Source organism: Streptomyces zinciresistens K42, from assembly GCF_000225525.1.
Lineage (GTDB): Bacteria > Actinomycetota > Actinomycetes > Streptomycetales > Streptomycetaceae > Streptomyces > Streptomyces zinciresistens.
Genome location: NZ_AGBF01000024.1, coordinates 12,363 through 30,927, shown reverse-complemented (window position 1 = coordinate 30,927; position 18,565 = coordinate 12,363). Strand labels below are relative to the sequence as shown.

General features: G+C 72.4%; 17 protein-coding genes. 6 read left to right on the top strand and 11 right to left on the bottom strand.

The genetic code is table 11. The annotated features are described in order from the left end of the window. Nucleotides 1–102: 102 nt before the first annotated feature. The gene (locus tag SZN_RS10860) at nucleotides 103–2,988 is read left to right on the top strand and encodes an FAD-binding and (Fe-S)-binding domain-containing protein (RefSeq protein WP_007494212.1); all 2,886 of its coding nucleotides are present in this window, start codon (nucleotides 103–105) and stop codon (nucleotides 2,986–2,988) included. Here SZN_RS10860 and SZN_RS10855 read toward each other — a convergent pair. The 8 genes from SZN_RS10855 to SZN_RS10820 are packed head-to-tail and all read right to left on the bottom strand — an operon-like array spanning nucleotide 2,985 to nucleotide 10,297. Beyond that, nucleotides 2,985–3,731 carry a histidine phosphatase family protein gene (locus tag SZN_RS10855; RefSeq protein ID WP_007494210.1) on the bottom strand — a complete coding sequence of 249 codons (747 nt, stop codon included), beginning with the start codon at nucleotides 3,729–3,731 and terminating at the stop codon, nucleotides 2,985–2,987. The two genes, SZN_RS10860 and SZN_RS10855, sit on opposite strands and share 4 nt — an antisense overlap. Then, nucleotides 3,724–4,485 (bottom strand): SDR family NAD(P)-dependent oxidoreductase, encoded by a 762-nt coding sequence (locus SZN_RS10850; protein ID WP_007494208.1) that lies wholly within the window; start codon nucleotides 4,483–4,485, stop codon nucleotides 3,724–3,726. The genes SZN_RS10855 and SZN_RS10850 overlap by 8 nt, the downstream gene beginning before the upstream one ends. Further along, the gene (locus tag SZN_RS10845) at nucleotides 4,470–5,606 is read right to left on the bottom strand and encodes a hypothetical protein (RefSeq protein WP_007494206.1); all 1,137 of its coding nucleotides are present in this window, start codon (nucleotides 5,604–5,606) and stop codon (nucleotides 4,470–4,472) included. The genes SZN_RS10850 and SZN_RS10845 overlap by 16 nt, the downstream gene beginning before the upstream one ends. Next, complete coding sequence (locus SZN_RS10840) at nucleotides 5,603–6,763, bottom strand: glycosyltransferase family 9 protein (protein WP_007494204.1); 1,161 nt, start codon at nucleotides 6,761–6,763, stop codon at nucleotides 5,603–5,605. The genes SZN_RS10845 and SZN_RS10840 overlap by 4 nt, the downstream gene beginning before the upstream one ends. Further along, nucleotides 6,760–7,335 (bottom strand): phosphoribosyltransferase domain-containing protein, encoded by a 576-nt coding sequence (locus tag SZN_RS10835; RefSeq protein WP_007494202.1) that lies wholly within the window; start codon nucleotides 7,333–7,335, stop codon nucleotides 6,760–6,762. The genes SZN_RS10840 and SZN_RS10835 overlap by 4 nt, the downstream gene beginning before the upstream one ends. Nucleotides 7,336–7,382: 47 nt before the next feature. Beyond that, entirely contained in the window at nucleotides 7,383–9,182 is a 1,800-nt protein-coding gene (locus SZN_RS10830) for a DUF4254 domain-containing protein (RefSeq protein WP_043729892.1), read from the bottom strand. Beyond that, the gene (locus SZN_RS10825; protein ID WP_007494200.1) at nucleotides 9,179–9,826 is read right to left on the bottom strand and encodes a hypothetical protein; all 648 of its coding nucleotides are present in this window, start codon (nucleotides 9,824–9,826) and stop codon (nucleotides 9,179–9,181) included. The genes SZN_RS10830 and SZN_RS10825 overlap by 4 nt, the downstream gene beginning before the upstream one ends. 3 nt (nucleotides 9,827–9,829) lie before the next feature. Further along, nucleotides 9,830–10,297 carry an NUDIX hydrolase gene (locus SZN_RS10820; RefSeq protein ID WP_007494199.1) on the bottom strand — a complete coding sequence of 156 codons (468 nt, stop codon included), beginning with the start codon at nucleotides 10,295–10,297 and terminating at the stop codon, nucleotides 9,830–9,832. A 208-nt stretch (nucleotides 10,298–10,505) separates the two neighbouring features. Between SZN_RS10820 and SZN_RS10815 the strand changes: the two genes are divergently transcribed. The 5 genes from SZN_RS10815 to SZN_RS10795 all read left to right on the top strand — a co-directional run bounded on the left by SZN_RS10815 (nucleotide 10,506) and on the right by SZN_RS10795 (nucleotide 15,646). Beyond that, nucleotides 10,506–11,639, top strand: coding sequence for a helix-turn-helix domain-containing protein (locus tag SZN_RS10815; RefSeq protein ID WP_007494198.1), 1,134 nt, complete (start codon nucleotides 10,506–10,508; stop codon nucleotides 11,637–11,639). A gap of 22 nt (nucleotides 11,640–11,661) precedes the next feature. Next, nucleotides 11,662–12,231 carry a cysteine hydrolase family protein gene (locus SZN_RS10810; RefSeq protein ID WP_007494197.1) on the top strand — a complete coding sequence of 190 codons (570 nt, stop codon included), beginning with the start codon at nucleotides 11,662–11,664 and terminating at the stop codon, nucleotides 12,229–12,231. Nucleotides 12,232–12,235: 4 nt separating this feature from the next. Then, entirely contained in the window at nucleotides 12,236–13,207 is a 972-nt protein-coding gene (locus SZN_RS10805; protein ID WP_007494196.1) for an FAD-dependent oxidoreductase, read from the top strand. A 183-nt stretch (nucleotides 13,208–13,390) separates the two neighbouring features. After that, complete coding sequence (locus tag SZN_RS10800) at nucleotides 13,391–14,365, top strand: EamA family transporter (RefSeq protein WP_007494193.1); 975 nt, start codon at nucleotides 13,391–13,393, stop codon at nucleotides 14,363–14,365. A gap of 255 nt (nucleotides 14,366–14,620) precedes the next feature. Then, nucleotides 14,621–15,646, top strand: coding sequence for a C40 family peptidase (locus SZN_RS10795; protein WP_007494191.1), 1,026 nt, complete (start codon nucleotides 14,621–14,623; stop codon nucleotides 15,644–15,646). A 191-nt stretch (nucleotides 15,647–15,837) separates the two neighbouring features. On the opposite strand, the gene SZN_RS10790 is transcribed toward SZN_RS10795, so the two are convergent. From SZN_RS10790 to SZN_RS10780, 3 genes are read right to left on the bottom strand one after another with little or no spacing between them, the layout of a single operon-like run. Then, complete coding sequence (locus SZN_RS10790) at nucleotides 15,838–17,076, bottom strand: aminotransferase class V-fold PLP-dependent enzyme (protein ID WP_007494189.1); 1,239 nt, start codon at nucleotides 17,074–17,076, stop codon at nucleotides 15,838–15,840. Beyond that, entirely contained in the window at nucleotides 17,073–17,921 is an 849-nt protein-coding gene (locus tag SZN_RS10785; RefSeq protein WP_007494187.1) for an amino acid ABC transporter ATP-binding protein, read from the bottom strand. Before SZN_RS10785 ends, SZN_RS10790 begins: the two co-directional genes overlap by 4 nt. Then, nucleotides 17,918–18,565, bottom strand: a complete 648-nt coding sequence (locus SZN_RS10780; protein ID WP_007494185.1) for an amino acid ABC transporter permease — start codon at nucleotides 18,563–18,565, stop codon at nucleotides 17,918–17,920. The genes SZN_RS10785 and SZN_RS10780 overlap by 4 nt, the downstream gene beginning before the upstream one ends.

The window sequence follows — 18,565 nt, the reverse complement described above, 5'->3', positions numbered from 1 at the left end:
GTGCACCCTCGTCCGTCGGATGAGACGCGGCAGCCGTGACCCGGCGGTGACCCCGGAGCACCGCGCCCGCCCCGACGCCGGCCGGGCTGGTTGAGTGGACCCATGGCGGAACTTGAGGCGCAACTGCGCGCGGCCGTCCGGGGCGAGGTCGGGTTCGGGGCCGCGGCGCGGGCGTTGGTGACCATGGACGCGTCCAACTACCGGCGTGTTCCGCTGGGGGTGGTCGCGCCCCGCGACGCCGACGACGTGGCCGCCGTGCTGGCGGTGTGCCGCGAGCGCGGGGTCCCGGTCGTGGCGCGGGGCGGCGGGACGTCCATCGCGGGCCAGGCCACCGGCACCGGCGTGGTCCTCGACTTCACCCGGCACATGAACCGGCTCGTGTCGCTGGACCCCGCGGCGCGCACCGCCGTCGTCCAGCCGGGGCTCGTGCTGGACCGGCTCCAGGACGCCGCCGCCCCGCACGGCCTGTGCTTCGGGCCCGACCCCTCCACCCACAGCCGCTGCACCCTCGGCGGCATGATCGGCAACAACTCCTGCGGCGCGCACTCGGTGGCCTGGGGGACCACCGCCGACAGCGTGCGCGCGCTGGACGTCCTCAGCGCGCGCGGCGAGCGGCTGCGCCTCGGACCCGGGTGGGCCGGGGCGCCCGAGGGCCTGCGCGCGCTGGTGGAGGAGGAGCGGGCGCGGCTGCGGACCGGCTTTCCCGAACTGCCCCGCCGGATCTCCGGATACGCGCTCGACGCGCTGCTGCCCGAGCGCGGCGCCGACGTCGCGCGGTCCTTCTGCGGCAGCGAGGGCACCCTCGGCATCCTCACCGAGGCGGTCGTGGGACTGGTGGAGGCGCCCCGCGCGCGGGCGCTCGCCGTGCTGGGCTACGGCGACGAGAGCGCGGCCGCGGAGGCGGCGGCCGGACTGCTGCCGTACGGGCCGCTGACCGTGGAGGGGATGGCGGCCGACCTGGTGCCCTCGGCGGACCTGCTGCCCCGGGGCGCCGCCTGGCTGTTCGTGGAGACGGGCGGCGACTCGCAGGGGGAGGCACGCGCGCGTGCCGAGGCCGTCGTGCGGGCCGCGGACGTGACCGGCTCGGCGGTGGTCACCGACCCCGCCCGGCAGCGGGCCCTGTGGCGCGTCCGCGAGGACGCGAGCGGCACGGCGACGCGGATGCCGGACGGGACGGAGGCGTGGCCCGGCTGGGAGGACTGCGCGGTGCCGCCGCAGCGGCTCGGGGCGTATCTGCGCGACTTCCGCGCGCTGCTGGGCGCGCACGGGCTGCGCGGGACGCCGTACGGGCACTTCGGGGACGGCTGCATCCACGTCCGGATCGACTTCGACCTGCTGACGAAGGAGGGCGTCGCCCGCTTCCGGCGGTTCTCGGAGGAGCTCGCCGGGGTCGTCGTCGCGCACGGGGGCTCGCTGTCCGGGGAGCACGGGGACGGCCAGGCGCGCGCCGAGCTGCTGCCGAGGATGTACGGCGCGCAGATGGTCCGCCTCTTCGAGCGGGCCAAGGGCGTCTGGGACCCGGACGACCTGCTCAACCCGGGAATGCTGGTGCGCCCCGCCCCGCTCGACGCCGGCCTGCGCTTCGCCGTCCTGCCCCGGGAGCCGGTCGACGTGGTCTTCGGCTACCCGGCCGACGGCGGCGACTTCTCGGCGGCCGTGCGCCGCTGCGTCGGCGTCGCCAAGTGCCGTACGACGACGGCGGCCGGCCCCGCCGTGATGTGCCCGTCGTTCCGCGCGACCGGCGAGGAGGAGCACTCCACGCGCGGGCGTGCCCGGCTGCTGCACGAGATGCTCGCCGGGGAACTGGTGACCGACGGGTGGCGCTCGGCCGAGGTGCGTGACGCCCTGGACCTGTGCCTGGGCTGCAAGGGATGCCGCTCCGACTGCCCGGTCGGCGTCGACATGGCCACGTACAAGGCGGAGTTCCTGCACCACCACTACGCGGGGCGGCGCCGCCCGGCCGCGCATCTCACCCTGGGCCGGCTGCCCCGGTGGCTGCGCCTGGTGGACCGTACGCGCACGGCGCGGCTCGTCAACGCCCTCGCGGCCGTACGGCCCCTCGCGTGGGCGGCGAAGCGGCTCGGCGGGATCGCGCCCGAGCGGGCCGTCCCCCGGCTGGCGCCGGTCGCCTTCAGCCGGTGGTGGCACGCGCGGCCCGGGAACGGCGCGGGCGGCGACCTCGTGATCCTGTGGCCGGACACCTTCACCGAGCACCTCTCGCCGGGCGTCGGCCGGGCGGCCGTCCGCGTCCTGGAGGCGGCCGGGCTGCGGGTGGCGCTGCCGCCCACCCGGCGGCTGCGGCCCCCGCGCGACGGCGAGGGCGTGTCCGTCGCGAGGGACCCGATGTCACTCCTTCGGGGGCGCCGGCGGGTGTGCTGCGGGTTGACGTACCTCTCCACCGGACAGCTCGACCGCGCCCGTGCCGTGCTGCGGGACACGCTCGACCTGATGGAACCGGTCCTCGGGACCGGCGCGCCGGTGGTGGTCCTGGAGCCGAGCTGCGCGGCGGCCCTGCGCGCCGACCTGCCGGAGCTGCTGCACGGGGACCCGCGGGCCCGGCAGCTGGCCGACCGGGTGCTGACGTTCGCCGAGGCGCTGGAGCGGCACGCCCCGCGGTGGACGCCGCCGTCCGTGGCGCGCCCCGCGGTGGGGCAGACGCACTGCCACCAGCACGCCGTCCTCGGCGACGCGGCCGACCGGCGCCTGCGCGAGGCGGCGGGCCTCGCGGGGGAGCTGAGCGGCGGCTGCTGCGGCCTGGCGGGCGACTTCGGCTTCACCAGGGGCCACCACGAGGTCTCGGTGGCCTGCGCGGAGGAGCACCTGCTGCCGTCGGTCCGGGCGGCCGGGGAGTCGGCCGTGGTGCTTGCCGACGGTTACTCCTGCCGCACCCAGGTGGAGCAGTTGGCCGGCGCGCGGGCGCGGCACCTCGCGGAGGTGCTGGCGGAGGCGCTGGAGGGGGCGGGCCCGGGGGGCGGAGGCGGTGGCTAATAGTGCCGCGGCAGGCAGGGTTTGCCCGTCAAGGAGCGGCGTCCGGTGCGTGCTTTCGGCATGCAGGCTCGGGCAAGGGGACAAGCGGAACCGGGAGCATCGGCCGTCGGCCAACTATTGGGCAGGCCGCTGAAGGCCAGGTGCCATGCGTTGGTGGGCAGGCAGCAGGCAGCAGGCAGCAGGCAGCAGGCAGCAGGCAGCAGGTGGCGCTCGGCGAACTGCCAGGGCGTTTTGGCGGCGGTTGTGAAGGCGGCGGGGCCCTCCTGAAGGTGGGTGAGGACGCCCAAGAGCAGCGTGTGGGAGACCGCTACGAGGGGGCCGTGGCGTCCAGCGCTGTGGTGGAGGAAGGCGGCGCAGTGGCGGGCGCGGGTGTGGAGGTCGATGAGGCTTTCGCCGTCTTCGCAGCGTAGGGAGGGGTTGGCGAGGCGCCGAGCTCGCCAGGCTCGGTAGGCCGGTGGATAGGTCTCGGCGGTGCGGCCGAGGACGATGCTCGGGGCGCGCCATTCGGCAAGGAGGCCGGAGATGGCCACGATCGGCAGGCCCGTGAGGTGCGAGACGAGGGTGGCGGTCTGGCGGGCGCGGGGCATCGGGCTGGTGACGATCGCTGTGATGTCCTCGGGGAGGGGGAGGGAGCGGCGGACCTGGTCGCGGCCCTCCTGCGTGAGGGCGGCCTCGTGCGGGGCGTGGTAGCCGGGGCGGTGGCCTTCGTAGGCGCCGTGGCGCATGAGCCAGATGTCAGCCAAGGATCCAGCCTCCGTCGACGCGCAGGGTCTGGCCGGTGATGAAGCCAGCGTCCTCGGTGGCGAGGAAGGCGACGGCCGCGGCGATGTCCTCCGGGCGGCCCCGGCGCTGGACGCACTGGCGGGCGAGCTGCCGGGCGGTCATGGCTTCCGGATCGTCGACGACGGTGTCCTCAGCGGGGACGCGGATGGAACCGGGGGCGACACAGTTCACGGTGATGCCGGCTGGGCCGAGTTCGCGTGCGAGGGCACGGGTGAGCCCTTCGAGGCCAGCCTTGGCACTGATGTAGCTGGCGAGGTCGTGACGGCCCGCCGTGGCGAGGACCGAGCTGATGGTGATGATCCGGCCCCAGCCGACGGCCGCCATGGCAGGGGTCAGCTCGTGGGTGAGGAGGTAGTGGCTGGTCAGGTTAGAGGCCAGTGCCTCGTCCCAGTGAGCTGGCGTTGTCTCCCTCCACGGGCGGCGCGAGTAGGCGCCGGCGTTGCTGACCAGGATGTCGATCGGGCCGAGCTGGTCGTGGGCCTGGTGACAGAGGGCGCGCACGGCCTCGGCGTCGCGGAGGTCGGCTGCCAGGCTGATTGCGGTGCCACCGCTGCCGGTGATGTGGGCGGTGAGCTCGGCTGCGGCCAGGTCGACGTCGAGGTGCGCGAGGGCGACGGTGGCGCCGTCGGCAGCGAGACGGCGGGCGATGGCCGAGCCGAGGCCGCCGGTGGCTCCGCTGACCAGGGCGGTGCGGGCGTTCAGGGGGCCGGGCATGGCGACTCCAGCGGGCAGAAGTAGGTGGTGGGGTCGAAGGCGGGGCTCATGGCCTCGACAAGACGGGCGAGCAGGACGAGCCGGTCCTCGGAGGCCAGGCCGGCCAGGTTGTAGACGCCGAGGATGCGCATGGCGAGGTAGGGGCGGAGCAGGTTCGCCAGGTCCTCGCCGGGCCAGAGACGGTCCGCGACCGGTCGTACGAGCTTGTTCCAGTACGCGGTCACGGCGGCTCGCCGAGGTGCAGAGAGGCGCGGCGTGTAGTCGATGTGGATGGTGCTGGTGGTGTGGTCGATCGCCGCTCGTCGGATCTCGGGGGTGTTGGCCGGGACGTGGGTGAAGGCGGCGGGGTGGTCGGCGAAGGCGGTCGGGTTGTAGGTGGGTACGAGCCAGCCGCCGAGAACGGAGGCGTACCAGAGGAAGTTGGCGAACTCGCCGGGGATGCTGTTCATTCCCGCGGTGTCGTAGTCGAACCAGGCGAGCGGATGGGCGAGGTTGACGTCGGTGGGGTCGCCTTGGGTGAGGGCCGCCCAGACCGGCTCTGCCGTGGCGAAGTGCGCGCGCAGCCAGCGGAGGGTGGCGGCCCAATCCAGGTGGTGTCGGCGGCCGTTGATCTTCAGGGCGTAGGTGTTGAGGCGGGATACCGGGATGTCGACGAGGCCGTCGGCGATCAGGAATTCCTTGCCGGCGTAGTACGTGTCGAGTCGGCCGCCGGGTGCCGCGCGGTCCCAGTACAGCTTGCGGACGACGTGCGCCGGATCGGCTGGCCATGCCGTTGTGAGGATGACCTCCTGGTACGCGGCCGTGAGCTGGTCCATGTAGGTGTGGAGGTGGCTGGCAGGCCCGTCTGTGTTGAGAAGGTCGAGCAGAAGTCCCTGGTCGGTGCCGCCGGGCAGGCGTTCGTACGCGAGGAGGTGTCCGCCCGGTACGCGCAGGTGGGTGTGGAGGGCGGGGACACGATAGTGCCGGGCCAGGCGGGCGTGGCCGTGGATCTCCTCGCCGGCCTCGGCCGGGTTGCGGGTGTATTTCAGGAGCAGCGAGTGGCCGAAGAGGTCGACCGGGCAGAGCAGGTTGCGGGTGAAGCGTCGCACCGGCCCGACCCGAAAGAGAGGCTGGAAGGTCATCGCCCCACCTCGTTGAGTAGTTCGAGGCCGAACTGGGCCAGCGTGGCGGGCGGGAAGGCGTCCATGTGCACGTCCGTGTCCGGGGCGATGGCGTCGCGGACGGGGCAGAGGTCGCCCTGGTGCATGCGGTCGGACAGGTGGGTGGCGACGGCGTGATGGTGCGGCAGGCCGGTGCGCCACTTGCTATGGCTATGACGCGCGTACAGGCCGATGACTGGCGGGCCACCGCCATCCCGGCCGCCGCGCGTCATCGCGGCGAGGTGGGTGAGGCCGGTGTCGTTGCCGACGATCAGGTGGCAGTGGGGGAAGAGGTCGACGAGGCCGTCGGCTGGCATCCCGTCGATGAGGACGGCTTGCACGTGACGCCGGGGAGCCTCCGCCGTGACGCGGAGGCCGTGGCCTGGGTTGCCGCCGATGAGCAGCAGCCGGGCCTGGGCCTGCTGTGCCTCGGCGATGTGTTCGGCGAGGGCGATGTAGCGCTGGGCGGTGTAGTCCTTGCGCTCCGGCCAACTGGTGGCGGTGATGGCGGCGATGGTCAGACCGCCCAGCCAGCCCACCGAGCGCAGTTCCTCCGCGAGCTTGTTCGGCCCGGTCGCGAGGGTGGGAGCGAACGGAGCCGTGCCGGGCAGGCGGATGCCGAGGCGGCGCTCCAGAGCCAGGTAGTGGCGGGCGGGCAGGTCCGGGTGGGCGCGGCCGTCGCTCGACCAGCACGGCGGGGCGGCTGGGTCGAGCACCAGGCTCACCGCCGCCTCCGAGCCGTGCGCCTCAACGCCCGTGCGGTCGCCGATCACGGCTCGCCAGCCGCTGGGAGCGCTGGCCTGGGGCTGCGTGATCAGCCCCATGCGGGCGATCAGCCCCGCGTACGGACCCACCGCCCGGACGGCCACGCGTACCGACCGCAGCCGCATCCAATCGAGGACCGCGCGGACCCCCGACAGTGCGAGGAGCGTGTCACCGAGCTTCCCCTCGAAGGCCACGACGATCTCGCCGCACCCGCTCAGGCGGTGGACAAGCTCGGCGGAGGCAGCCAGGGGTAGCGGTGCGCCGACGGGAACGCTGTCCCGGTCGTACCCGAGCGGGGTGGTGTGGACGGCCCCGGCTGGGATGATCAGGGAACCGTGGTGGAACCGGATCCCCGCCGGGGCCAGAGCTGTCATTCCGCGCCCTCGATCGTGGTGAGCGAGACGAGCGGCAGACCGAGGTCGGTGAGCAGGTCGCGGGCTCCGCGGGTCGTGTCCTCCACCAGGCAGGCCGCCACCAGCGGGGCGGCGCCGGCCTCGCGGAGGCGACGGGTGAGGTCAGCCAGGGTCCGGCCGGTGGTGATCTCGTCGTCCACGACGACGATGCGCTGCCCGGGAGTGATGCCGTACGCGAAGACGTCGGTGCGCATCGCGTGGGGCTCGCTGAAGCGGACCGCGCCGTCGAGCGGGAGGTGCAGCTTCCAGGCGATCTTGTACGGGAGCTGAGCGGCGCTGGCGAGGGCAACGGTCGGCAGGATGCCGCCGGCGTCCAGGCCGAGGAGGAAGTCCACGGAGCCGAGTCCGTCCGGCACCTGCTCCTGGAGTAGACGCCAGAGGCCGGCTCCTGTGTGGGCGAGGGTCTCGGGGTGGACCGGGTTCTCCAGGCCGTCCAAGGAATGGATGACGCGCTCGCGGCGGCTCGTGGCTCCGACGCTGAGCCGTTCGACGATCTGGGCGGTGAAGGGCGGCACGGCGATGGTTTCGGGCATGGCGAAGCTCCTGTCGGACGGAGAACGAGGAGGGAGAGGGAGCCTGTTCAGGCGGCGAGCTGGACGGCGTACCAGGTGAGGAGCTGGTCGACGGCCATGGTGACGGGCTTGAGGACGAGGCCGGCCTCGCCGTCGCGCCAAGCGCTGGAGATCTCGGCCAGAGAGGGCACCGAGAGAGCCGTCAGGCCCGGCATGCGGGAGGCTGCGGCGAGGATCCGATCGGGGCCGGACTCCCACTGGTTGTGCTCGCGCAGGATCAGACGGCAGGCGAGCACGAGGTGCTTGTAGAGCTGCCGCAGTGTGGTCGGCCGCGCGTCGGCGCGCAGACGGCGCATGGTCAGGATGACCTGGGGGAGTTCCCGGACAGCGGCGAACGCCAGCTCGCCTTGGGTGATCGTCGGCAGTTCGAGGCCGGGTACGGCGTGCAGGACGGGGCTGCCCTGCTGGAGCTGGTGGAGGACGAACGCCAGGCGCGGGGTGAGGCGCCGGGCAGTCAGTTCGCCGGGGGTCACGAGCGTGGGGCCGAGGGAGGCCGCACCGCCGAGGGCCGTCCGGTACTGCTCCAGGGCTTCGTGGACCCGGCCGATGGCCTCGTGCTCGGCGATCACGAGGAGGTCCAGGTCGGACCAGTCGGCGATCCAGCTGCCCTCGCCGGGGCTGCCGGTCAGGGTGGCGAGCCGTACGCCGGGGCCGTAAGCCCGTACCGCGTCGGTGAAGTCGGCCGTCGCCGAGGCTACGGCGGCAGGCAGTCCCAGCCCGTACGGAGTGGCCGCGCGCAGCGCCGTGGAGGTGGGCGGGGCGGCGATGCGCCGGAGCCGGGCGCGGAGGGCGGCGATGCTGCCTGTGTTGTCGATGACGTGGTCGGCGAGCGCGGCGACCTGATGGGCGCCACGGCTCGTCTTGATCTCGTCCTTCGCGGCGATGGCCTGGGCCGGAGTGCCCGACCGCTCGACGCGAACGGCGAAGGAGGCGTCCAGGTAGACGATCTGGAGTGCGTCGCCCATGAGTCGCTTGAGCTCGGCGATCGAGGCGTCGTCGTGGACGGACTCGATGGTGAACAGCTCCGTGTCGATGTGCGCGTCCGCGAAACGGTTTAGCTCACCGAGCAGCAGCTCGGCCTGCCGACGGGGCGACAGGGCGTACGGGTCCGCGAGACCCTCCCGGTGCGCCGCCTGCCGCAACAGGAAGCCGATCTTGAAGCGTTGCGCACCGCAGGTGCGTTGGACGAACTCGGCGCTGGTGCTCTTGCCGCACTCGCTCAGCCCACCGAAGGCGAGGACCCGGCGCAGACGCCGACTCGGCTTGATCTCTGAGGGGCCGGCGTCGTCCCGGCCGTACAGTTTGAAGCGAGCCGGTACGGGGAGCCGTCGGCGGCCTGCGACGACGTCGGAGACCAGCGCGTCGAGGGCGGCGCACAGCTCCTCCCGTTGCCCGTGAAGGGCGGGGACACGTCGGCGTGCCAGCTCGTCCCGTGCAGCTGCCCGTTCGCTGTGCCAGATCCTCAGTGTCAGGACCGAGAGGCGGTCGACGACGGAGGCGAGCGTCTCGGTGTGCAGCGGTGCGTCGGCGCGGCCCGCGTCGGCCAGCGAGCCGAGGACCTCGTCAGCCCGCTCGGCGAGCAGGTTCCGTTCGGCGTTGAGCTGGTCGATCTCCCGCTTGCAGTCGGCGACCTTGGCGGCCGAGAGTAAAGCGCCGCGCACCCGGTCCTCGGTGTCCCACAGGCGCCCGTTGACGGTGTGGAGCCGGGTGATGGTGTCGTCCAGGCGGTTCCGGTCCTTGTCCGGTAGCGCTGCCACGGTGCGGGACAAACTGGGTGGTAGCACCAGGGGCGGGGAGTTCTGCGTCATCGGGGACTCCCGTCGGTGAGTCGGCTGAGGCCGAGGCGATCGAGCACGTCGCAGTGCACGGCGTCCAAGGGGCGGTCCTCGCAGTTGACGACCGCGGTGAACGCACCATGGTCGACCTGGTGGAGCAGAACCGCATGCAGCGTCTTCTGGTACTCCGGGTAGATCCCGGTCCAGGGGCGGCCCTCGCGGGCGCTGGTGATGGCGTAGCTGCGCTCGGCGTCGGATGACGGGAGCAGGAGGATGGACGTCTCGGGTGTGGCAGCCCGCGAACCGGCGATTCCCGTTACGGTCCTGAACGCCTCGCCGACGGTCAGCCTGTCCTTGACCACGCAGGTCGCAGCGGCCACGGCGAGAAGCATGGGCAGGCCCCGGTCCAGCAGACCCGTACGCCCGGTCTCGCGTGCGGCGGCCCGCTTGGCATGACCGGCGAGCAGCATCTCGGTCAGCTCGACGGTCGTGGACGTCTCGAACCACCACCGGGCGTAGTCGCCGGTGGCCACCCGCGCCCAGGGCTCGGGATCGTGCTCGTGGACCGCGCCCAGCGGCTGGAAGGCGTTCCACCGTTCGGCCAGCCGCACCAAGTGGGTCGTCTTGCCGACGTTGTCAGGGCCGTTGAGGCTGACGAAGTCCGGGGCTCGCGTCATCGCTCACGCCTCGCGGATCGGGGTGTTGAGGACGGAGGTGATCGCGCACGTGTTGGCGGCGAGGAACTCGGCGAGCTCCGGAGGCATCAGGTTCAGTTCGCGGACCGCCTCGCCGGTGAAGGGGACGCGTACCACCTCGTACTCGCCCCGTTCCGGCTTCGCAAACTCCGTTCCCGTACGCGCGGCCAGGTCCATCGACTCCAGGCGCGCGGCGAAGATGTGCTGGACGCCGACGCCGCCCTCCAACTGGTCGGTGATCAGGTGGACCAGTTCGGCGCGTGCCAGCTTGCCGCCGATCTCCTCGAACACCTCGCGGTGCAGAGCCGATTCGATGGTCGCGTCGTCCGTCTCGACCCCTCCGCCGACCGTCACCCAGTACGGCTCCCTGCCCGGCTTGGTGCGCTTGATCAGGACCAGTTCGTCGCCGTCGAGGAGGATGGCGCGGGCGTTGCGCTTGACGATGTCGGTCATGCCGGTGCTCCTTCTGGTGGTGGTGCAGGAGAGAACGCGGAGGTGCCGCCTGGCGGTGACCGGCCCCGGCGCGGTGGATTCAGCATGGAGCAAGACGGTTGCGGAGTGTGATGTACGGATGCTGCAGCAATGCCGCAGCACTGCTGAACAAGGCTGGCTACGCTGGTCGTTTGGTCGTTCCACCGGGTGATGGGCAGGGGGTGCCACGGTGGTCACGGTGCAGAGATGGTCCGGTCGGGAAGCCCGGCTGCTACGCGACGCCCTGCGCATGAGCCTGCGGGACTTCGCCGCGTACCTGGGGGTCAGCGACCGCACGGTGTCGAACTGGGAGGCAGGCGGCGCCGGCTACCAGCCTCGCGCCGAGTCTCAGGGAATTCTCGACACCGCGCTCGGTCGCGCACCCGACGACGCGAGAACCCGGTTCGCGGAAGCGCTGGAAATGAGTGACGCGGCTGCACCTGTCACGGGACGGATAGAAGTCGACTCCCACAAGTTTCTGCCGGTCTTCATCGGTGTCGAGCGCGCTGGCCGACTCCGGGAGCATCTGACACCGAGTGAGGGCGCCCAGTGGTTGGAGTCCTCCTCGACCCGACTGGACCACCCCGAGGCGCAGAGCTGTGTCCTGCACGTCTTCGCATGCGGGGTAGCCGTCTTCCACCTTGTCCAGCCGCACGAACCCGCCGCGCTGACCGACCTGGCCGTCTGGCGCTACCGCTCCTACGCGTCCGACCTTCCCTGGGCCCGGGACAAGATCCGCGAACTCCTCGAAGGGGACCACGCCGGGGCCCCCAACCCCGAATACGTCCTTTCCCTCTACTGCCTCACCTCCGGTCCGTGGGCCGGAGGCGCCTACGACACCGCGCTGCGCCTGCTCTCCACTCCCTCGGTTCTGGTCGACCGCGGGGCGCAGGGTGGTCCCGCGCCCTTGGCCTGCACGGTCGAGGAGTCGCTTCTTGCCACCGGTTTCGACCACCCGGACATCGTTTCCTTCGGTGTACGGGGAGTGTCCACCGCCTACGCAGGCTGGTCCGGCGTCGCCTACGCCTCCCACTCCAGCGAGCGCAGCCTCACCACCGACGAACTGGTCGCCTGCGAGCTGACCGTCCAGGCCCTGTGGTGTTTCACCCGCCACATTCAGCAGATGGTCGAGGACGGTCAGGACCCCTCCATGCCGGAGCGGTACGGCTGGCGATTCCTGCGCGCCGCCGCCTCCCGGCTCACCACCGCCCGCGCTCAGGAGACCGCACAACACGTCCTGATGCGGGAGGCCATCATGAAGACCAGCGGATTGGCCGAACGGCTGCGCACCGCGCAGGAAGCTCTGCGCGAGAGCGCCGGCTGAGAACGGGCAGGAGTGAGAGCCGATGGACATCAGCAGCGCCGCACTGGTCGTGATCGACATGCAGAACGGCTTCGTGAACCATCACAGTCGCCACGTCGTGCCCGCCGTCGCCGACCTCGCCGCCAGATGGTCCGCCGCCGGGCGCCCTGTCGTCTTCACCCGGTACTTCAACTATCCCGACAGCCCCTACGAGCGCTTCTTCCAATGGCGCAGGCTCCAGGAACCACCCGAGACCGACATCGTTCCCGAGCTCGCCGAGGCGGCGGGCCACGCGCACGCAGGCGTCGACAAGACCGGATACACGCTCTTCACACCCGAGGCCGCAGAACTGATGCGACGGGCCGGCTGGACCGACCTCGTCTTCTGCGGAATCGCCACCGAGAGCTGCGTTCTGAAGTCCGCCGCAGACGCCTTCGAGCACGGATACGCACCCTGGATCGTCACGGACGCCTGCGCCAGCGACGCCGGCCCGGACATCCACGACGCCGGTCTGCTCGTCGCCCGGCGCCTGATCGGAACAGGCCAACTCGTGGACGTCGAGCATGTGATGGGCCAACTCGCTACGCGTGTGGCGGACCCGGTGCTGGAATAGCCTCATGGCCGACACACCGCTCGACACCGACCTGATCATCATCGGCGGAGGGCCGGCCGGCTGCGCCGCCGCCCGTATGGCCGCCGGCGTGGGCATGCGCTCGGTCCTGGTCGAGCCGGACCGGCTGTGCCGCAATCTCTACCGGATCCCGGCCTTGAACAACGTCCTCGGCGGCCACACCAACGGCGCCGACCTGGCCGACGCCATCGTGGCGGAGCTGAAGGGCACCGAGCTGTGCCGCCTCGAACTCGGCAGGCGGGTCACCGAACTCCGTGCCGATGACGACCGGGTGACCGTCACGGTCGACACCGGTGTACGTCTCACGGCTCCGTACGCCGTCGTCGCCACCGGCGTCGGCCCGCTCCGGCCGCACGACGTCACCTGGATCACCGCCCCCAGCGGCCGTGTCCTGCCCCCGCTCTGGGAGGCCGAAGCCGACGACGCTCAGGGGCGCACCCTCCTCGTCCTGGGTGGTGACCGCCCGATCGGCACGTTCCTGCGCGCCCACCCGACCACAGACACCCGCCTGCTCGTGGCGTACCCGGCAGCCGACGCGTACAAGATCGAGGAAATCCGGGACGATCCCCGCGTCGCCCTCGTTCCCGTCGCGCACCTGACGTTGAAGGCCGAAGAGGGCACACCGGTGTGGGCGGAAGCAGTGGGCCAGGACGGCACGCGGCGGACGATCACAGCGGATTCGGCCTATCTCAGCATCGGCAACGCCCCGACCGCGCCGCCCGGCGATCTGACCCGGGGCCCGGACGGATACTGCCCGCCGACCGACCAGCACCCCCGCGTCATCGTGGCCGGCGACCTCCGCTCCGCCCGCTTCCAACGGATCATGACCGCCCTGGGATCAGGCAGCGATGCCGCACTGCACGCCTACTACGCGGCCAGGGACGTCTCATCCGAGGCTGACAGAGAGGGTCCGGCGGTGAGGCCGTCGAGTACCTCCGGGAGTGGGACCTCCCGCTGAACCGGGTGCTTCCCTGGGCGCCGGGCCTGTACCCGGCGCGCCGCCGGACCGCGCCGCGGGGCGGCCCCCTGTCCACACTCCGGGACAGTGGCACACCGGGTTCACACACCTGACGGAGTCCATTACCCTGGACCGGCCGGTACAGCGCGATGTACACCCCCCGAGTCAAGCACTGGAACGCCCGTGAGCACCCCTGAAGCCGCCGCCCTGTCCGAGGCGGCCCTCACCCGGACCGCCGAGCCGGCGGGCCGCGGCCCGCGCGACTGGGCCTCCCTCGGCCCCGTGGGCCTGGTGCTCGCCGGGGGGATCTCGGTCCAGTTCGGCGGCGCCCTCGCGGTCGGCCTGATGCCGCGGGCCGGCGCGCTCGGCGTGGTGGCCCTGCGCCTGCTGGTCGCGGCCCTGGTGCTGCTGGTGGTCTGCCGGCCCCGGCTGCGCGGCCACTCCCGCGCCGACTGGGGCACGGTGATCGTCTTCGGTGCCACCATGGCCGCGATGAACGGCCTCTTCTACCAGTCGGTGGCCCGCATCCCGCTGGGCCCCGCGGTCACCCTGGAGGTGCTCGGACCGCTCGCCCTGTCCGTGGTGTCCTCCCGCCGGGCGGTCAACCTCCTCTGGGCCGGACTCGCCCTCGGCGGCGTCTTCCTCCTCGGCGGCGAGGGCTTCGGCGGTCTCGACCCGCTCGGTGTCGCCTTCGCCCTGGCCGCCGGAGCCATGTGGGCCGCCTACATCGTCTTCAGCGCCCGTACCGGCCGGCGCTTCCCCCAGGCCGACGGGCTCGCGCTCGCGATGGCGGTGGGAGCCGTGCTGTTCCTGCCCCTGGGGCTCGCCGAGTCCGGCGCGAAACTCCTCGACCCGGTGACCCTCGCGCTGGGCGCGGCCGTCGCGGTCCTCTCCTCGGTCCTGCCGTACACGCTCGAACTGCTCGCCCTGCGGCGGATGCCCGCGGCCACGTTCGCGGTCCTGATGAGCCTGGAGCCGGCGGTCGCCGCGGGCGCCGGCTTCCTTATCCTCGACCAGGCCCTGTCCGCCGTACAGGCCCTGGCCATCGCCCTGGTCGTCGTGGCGAGCATGGGGGCGGTGCGCACCCAGGTGGGGCGGTCCAGGGCACGCCGCGCCGAGCCGGCGGACGCGCGGGCGGCGGGACCCCAGCCCGGCTGACGGCGCGTCACCGTCACGCGGGCGCGCGGGGTGAGACGGCGGCTGGTGGCAGCGCGTCGGGCAAGGTCAACCCGCCACGCGGGCGCGCGGGTGAGACGTGTGTGATGAGGAAAACCTTGCGATAAACATGTTGACGCCGCTAGGTTTTCAGTCGCCTGCCCGCCCGGCTCCTGCCGTGGCACCGACCCGGCGGCCGCAGCGCGTCGCCCGGTTCACCGAGGTCCGGGACACCGACGTGCCAGGGAGAGCCCCACGATGGGAAGCCACCGCAAGCCGAAGCCGCCGAGCCGGGCCCGCATAGCCACCCTCGGCCTCTCCGTCGGCGCCGTGGGACTGCTGCCGACCCAGAGCTTCGCCGCTCCGCAGCCCTCCGTCGACGAGGTCCGCAAGCAGGTGGAGAAGCTCTACGAGGAGGCCACCGGCCCCACCGAGCAGTACAACGGCGTCCTCGAACAGCAGAAGAAGCTCCAGCGCGAGGTCGACGGCGCCCAGGACCGCCTGGCCCGCAAGCAGCAGGAGATGAACGACCTGCGCGAGAAGGCGGGCACCCTGGCCGCCGCCCAGTACCGCTCCGGCGCCGTCGACTCCAGCGTGCAGCTCTTCCTCTCCAGCGACCCCGACGAGTACCTGGAGAAGGCGCAGGCCATGGGCCGCACCAGCGAGCGGCAGGCCGCCGCGCTGCGGGCCATGCAGGACGTGCAGCGCCAGATCACCCAGGAGCGCGAGTCGGCCGCCAAGCAGCTCAAGGCGCTGGCGGACGCGCGGGCCGAGGCCAAGGAGAAGAAGGACCAGGTCCAGGCCAAGCTCACCAAGGCCCGCAAGCTGCTGAACAGCCTCACCTCCGCCCAGCGCGCGAAGATGGCGGCCGACCAGCAGCGCGAGTCCGCCGCGGCCGGCATCAGCAAGGCGCCCGCCAGCTACAACGGCCCCGCGAGCGGCCGCGCCAAGACCGCCATCGAGTTCGCCTACGCCCAGCTCGGCAAGCCCTACGAGTGGGGCGCCACCGGCCCCGACTCCTTCGACTGCTCGGGCCTGATCGGCGCCGCCTGGCGCACGGCGGGCGTCTCCCTGCCGCGCACCGTCAAGCAGATGTACGACTCCGGGCGCAAGGTCTCCAAGGCCGACCTCCAGCCCGGCGACATCATCTACTGGTACAACGACAACCAGCACAACGGCATGTACATCGGCAACGGCAAGGCCATCCACGCCCCGCGCACCGGCAAGACCGTGGAGATCACGCCGATCAGCTACATGCCGTTCTTCGCCGCCTCCCGGCCCTGAGCGGGGCTCGAAGAGCGCGTGGGGTCCGCCCACCGTGGGTCGCCGCCTGTGTGACGCGCAGTCGTGCTCGCCGTCCTTGCCCGGCGCCGTCCCCACCCACAGCCGCGCACGGGCCCGGTCGAGGCGAGAGGGCCGGTCGGCGGCGGAGGTCTCGCTCACCGGCCCGCCCGTCTGCGAGGCCGGCGCCGAGTTCAGCGCAGCGCGCGTACCGTCCGTGCCAGGCGGTCCGCCTCCTCCTCGGTGTTGTAGTAGTGGACCGACGCCCTGACGACCTCTTCCAGTCCGCGGTCGTCCATGTCCAGGCGGGTGGACGCGGTGCGCGAGACGCTGACGTTGATGCCCTGGGCGGCCAGTGACGCCTTCACCGCCTCCGCCGGGAAGCCGTCCACGGTGAACGTGGTGATGCCGCAGCGCCGCAGCCCGAGGTCCCTGATCCGCACCCCGGGGATCTCGTCGAGGGCGGCGCGCAGGACCGCCGCGAGGGCGGTGACCCGGCGCTCGATCCGGCCGAGGCCCCAGCCGAGGGCGTGGTCCATGGCGGCGCCCAGGCCCAGCAGCGCCGCGTAGTTGGCCTCCCACGTCTCGAAGCGGCGGGCGTCGGGCCGCATCTCGTAGCGGTCGCGGGCCGTCCAGGTGGCCGCGTGCAGGTCGAGCACCGGCGGGACGAGCCGGTCCAGGATCTCCCGGCGTACGTAGAGCAGTCCGGTCCCGCGCGGGGCGCGCAGATACTTGCGGCCGGTGGTGGAGAGCAGGTCGCAGCCGATCTCCCGTACGTCGACGTCGAGTTGGCCCACCGACTGGCAGGCGTCCAGCAGGTAGAGGGCGCCCGCCCGGCGTGCCACGGCGCCGATCTCGGCGGCGGGGTTCACCAGTCCGCCGTTGGTGGGGACATGGGTGACGGAGATGACCCGGACCCGTTCGTCGACGGTCGCCCGCAGCGCGTCGAGGGAGATCTGGCCGTGCTCGTCGTTGGGGACGACCTCGACCCGCACTCCGTGGCGCTCGGCGACCTGGAGGTAGGCGATGAAGTTGCTGCCGTACTCGGCCATGCTGGTCAGCACGCGGTCGCCGGGCCGGAACGGGATGCCGTAGAAGGCCATGTCCCAGGCCCGGGTGGCGTTGTCGACGAGCGCGATCTCGTCCCGGTCGCAGCCGATGAGGCGGGCGGCCGAGTCGTAGACCGCCTCGATGCCGTCGGCGGCGAGGGCGGCGGCCTCGTAACCGCCGTTCTCCGCCTCCAGATAGAGGTGGTCGGTGACCGCCTCCACCACCTGACGGGGCATCAGGGCGGCCCCGGCGTTGTTGAAGTGGGTCACCTTGGCGCAGCCCGGGGTGTCGGCGCGGGCCAGCGCGACGTCCTCGGGTGTGAGGCCGCCGCCGGGCGGCGAGGCGTGCGCGGCGGTCCGTTCGGCGTCCGGTGTCGTCCTCACCTGGCGTGCTCCCATCGGGCCGGCCGGGCCGGCGGTTCCCCGCCGGGGGGCGGCGCGGGGGTGTCGTGCGCGACCAGCCGCAGGAACGCCTGGGCGCGCGGGTGGACGGGGTGGTTCAGGAACTCCTGCGGCGGCCCGGACTCCAGGACCACACCGCCGTCCATGAAGACCACGCGGTCGGCGGCCTCCCGGGCGAACTGCACCTCGTGGGTGACGACGACCATGGTCATGCCGTCGCGGGCCAGTTCCCGCATCACGGCGAGGACCTCCGCGTGCAGTTCGGGGTCGAGCGCCGAGGTCGGCTCGTCGAAGAGGACGACCTCCGGCTCCATCGCCAGCGCCCTCGCGATGGCCACGCGCTGCTTCTGGCCGCCGGAGAGGCGGGCGGGGTACTCGTCGGCCTTGTCGGCGAGCCCGACCCGGTCGAGCAGGCCGAGGCCCAGCACCCGGGCGGCCTCCCTGGGCATCCCGCGCACCGACAGCGGCCCCTCGGCGACGTTGCCGAGGGCGGTCAGGTGCGGGAAGAGGTTGAACTGCTGGAAGACCATCGCGGTACGGTGCCGGATCGCCCGCACCTGCCGGGCACGCTCGCGCCTGCGCATCGCGCCCCCGCACTCCACGGTGCGGCCGCACACGGTGACGGTGCCGGCGTCGGGCTCCTCCAGCAGGTTCATGCACCGGATCAGGGTGGTCTTGCCGGAGCCCGAGGGGCCCATGACCACGACCACCTCGCCGCGGGCCACGGTCAGGTCGACGCCCTTGAGCACCTCCAGGGCGCCGAAGCGCTTGTGCAGGGCGCGTATCGCGATCCGGTCCGCTCCGCCGCCCTTGTCGTCGTCCCTCATGCGTACGCCCTCCCCAGTCGGCGCTCCAGGGCCCCCTGGCCCACGGAGAGCAGGGTGTTGATCAGCCAGTAGGCCAGGCCGGCCACGGCGAACGCCTCCATGTAGCGGAAGGTCGAGCTGCCGATGCTCTCGGCGGCCCGGGTCAGTTCGACCACGGTGACCACGGAGGCGAGCGAGGTGTCCTTCATCAGCGCGATGAACCGGCTGCCGATCGGCGGCAGCGCGACCCGGACGGCCTGCGGGGCGACGATCCGCCGGAGCAGCCTGCCGTACGGCATGCCCATCGACTGGGCGGCCTCCCACTGGCCGCGGTCGACGGCGATGACGCCCGCGCGGAAGTTCTCGCTGAGGTAGGCCGCCGCGTACAGCGTGAGGGCGAGGATCGCGGACGGGACCGGTTCGATCATCACGCCGAGCTGCGGAAGTCCGTAGTACACGAGCATGATCTGGATGAGCAGCGGTGTGCCGCGGAACACCGACACATAGGCGATGGCGACTCCCCTCAGCAGGCGGTACCCCGATATCCGCGCCAGCGCGAGGGGCAGTCCGAGCGCGCAGCCGAGGACGAACGACACCACGCCGAGCAGCAGCGTGATGCCCATGGCTTCGAGGAGTTGGGGGAAGTCCTGGACGACCAGATCCAT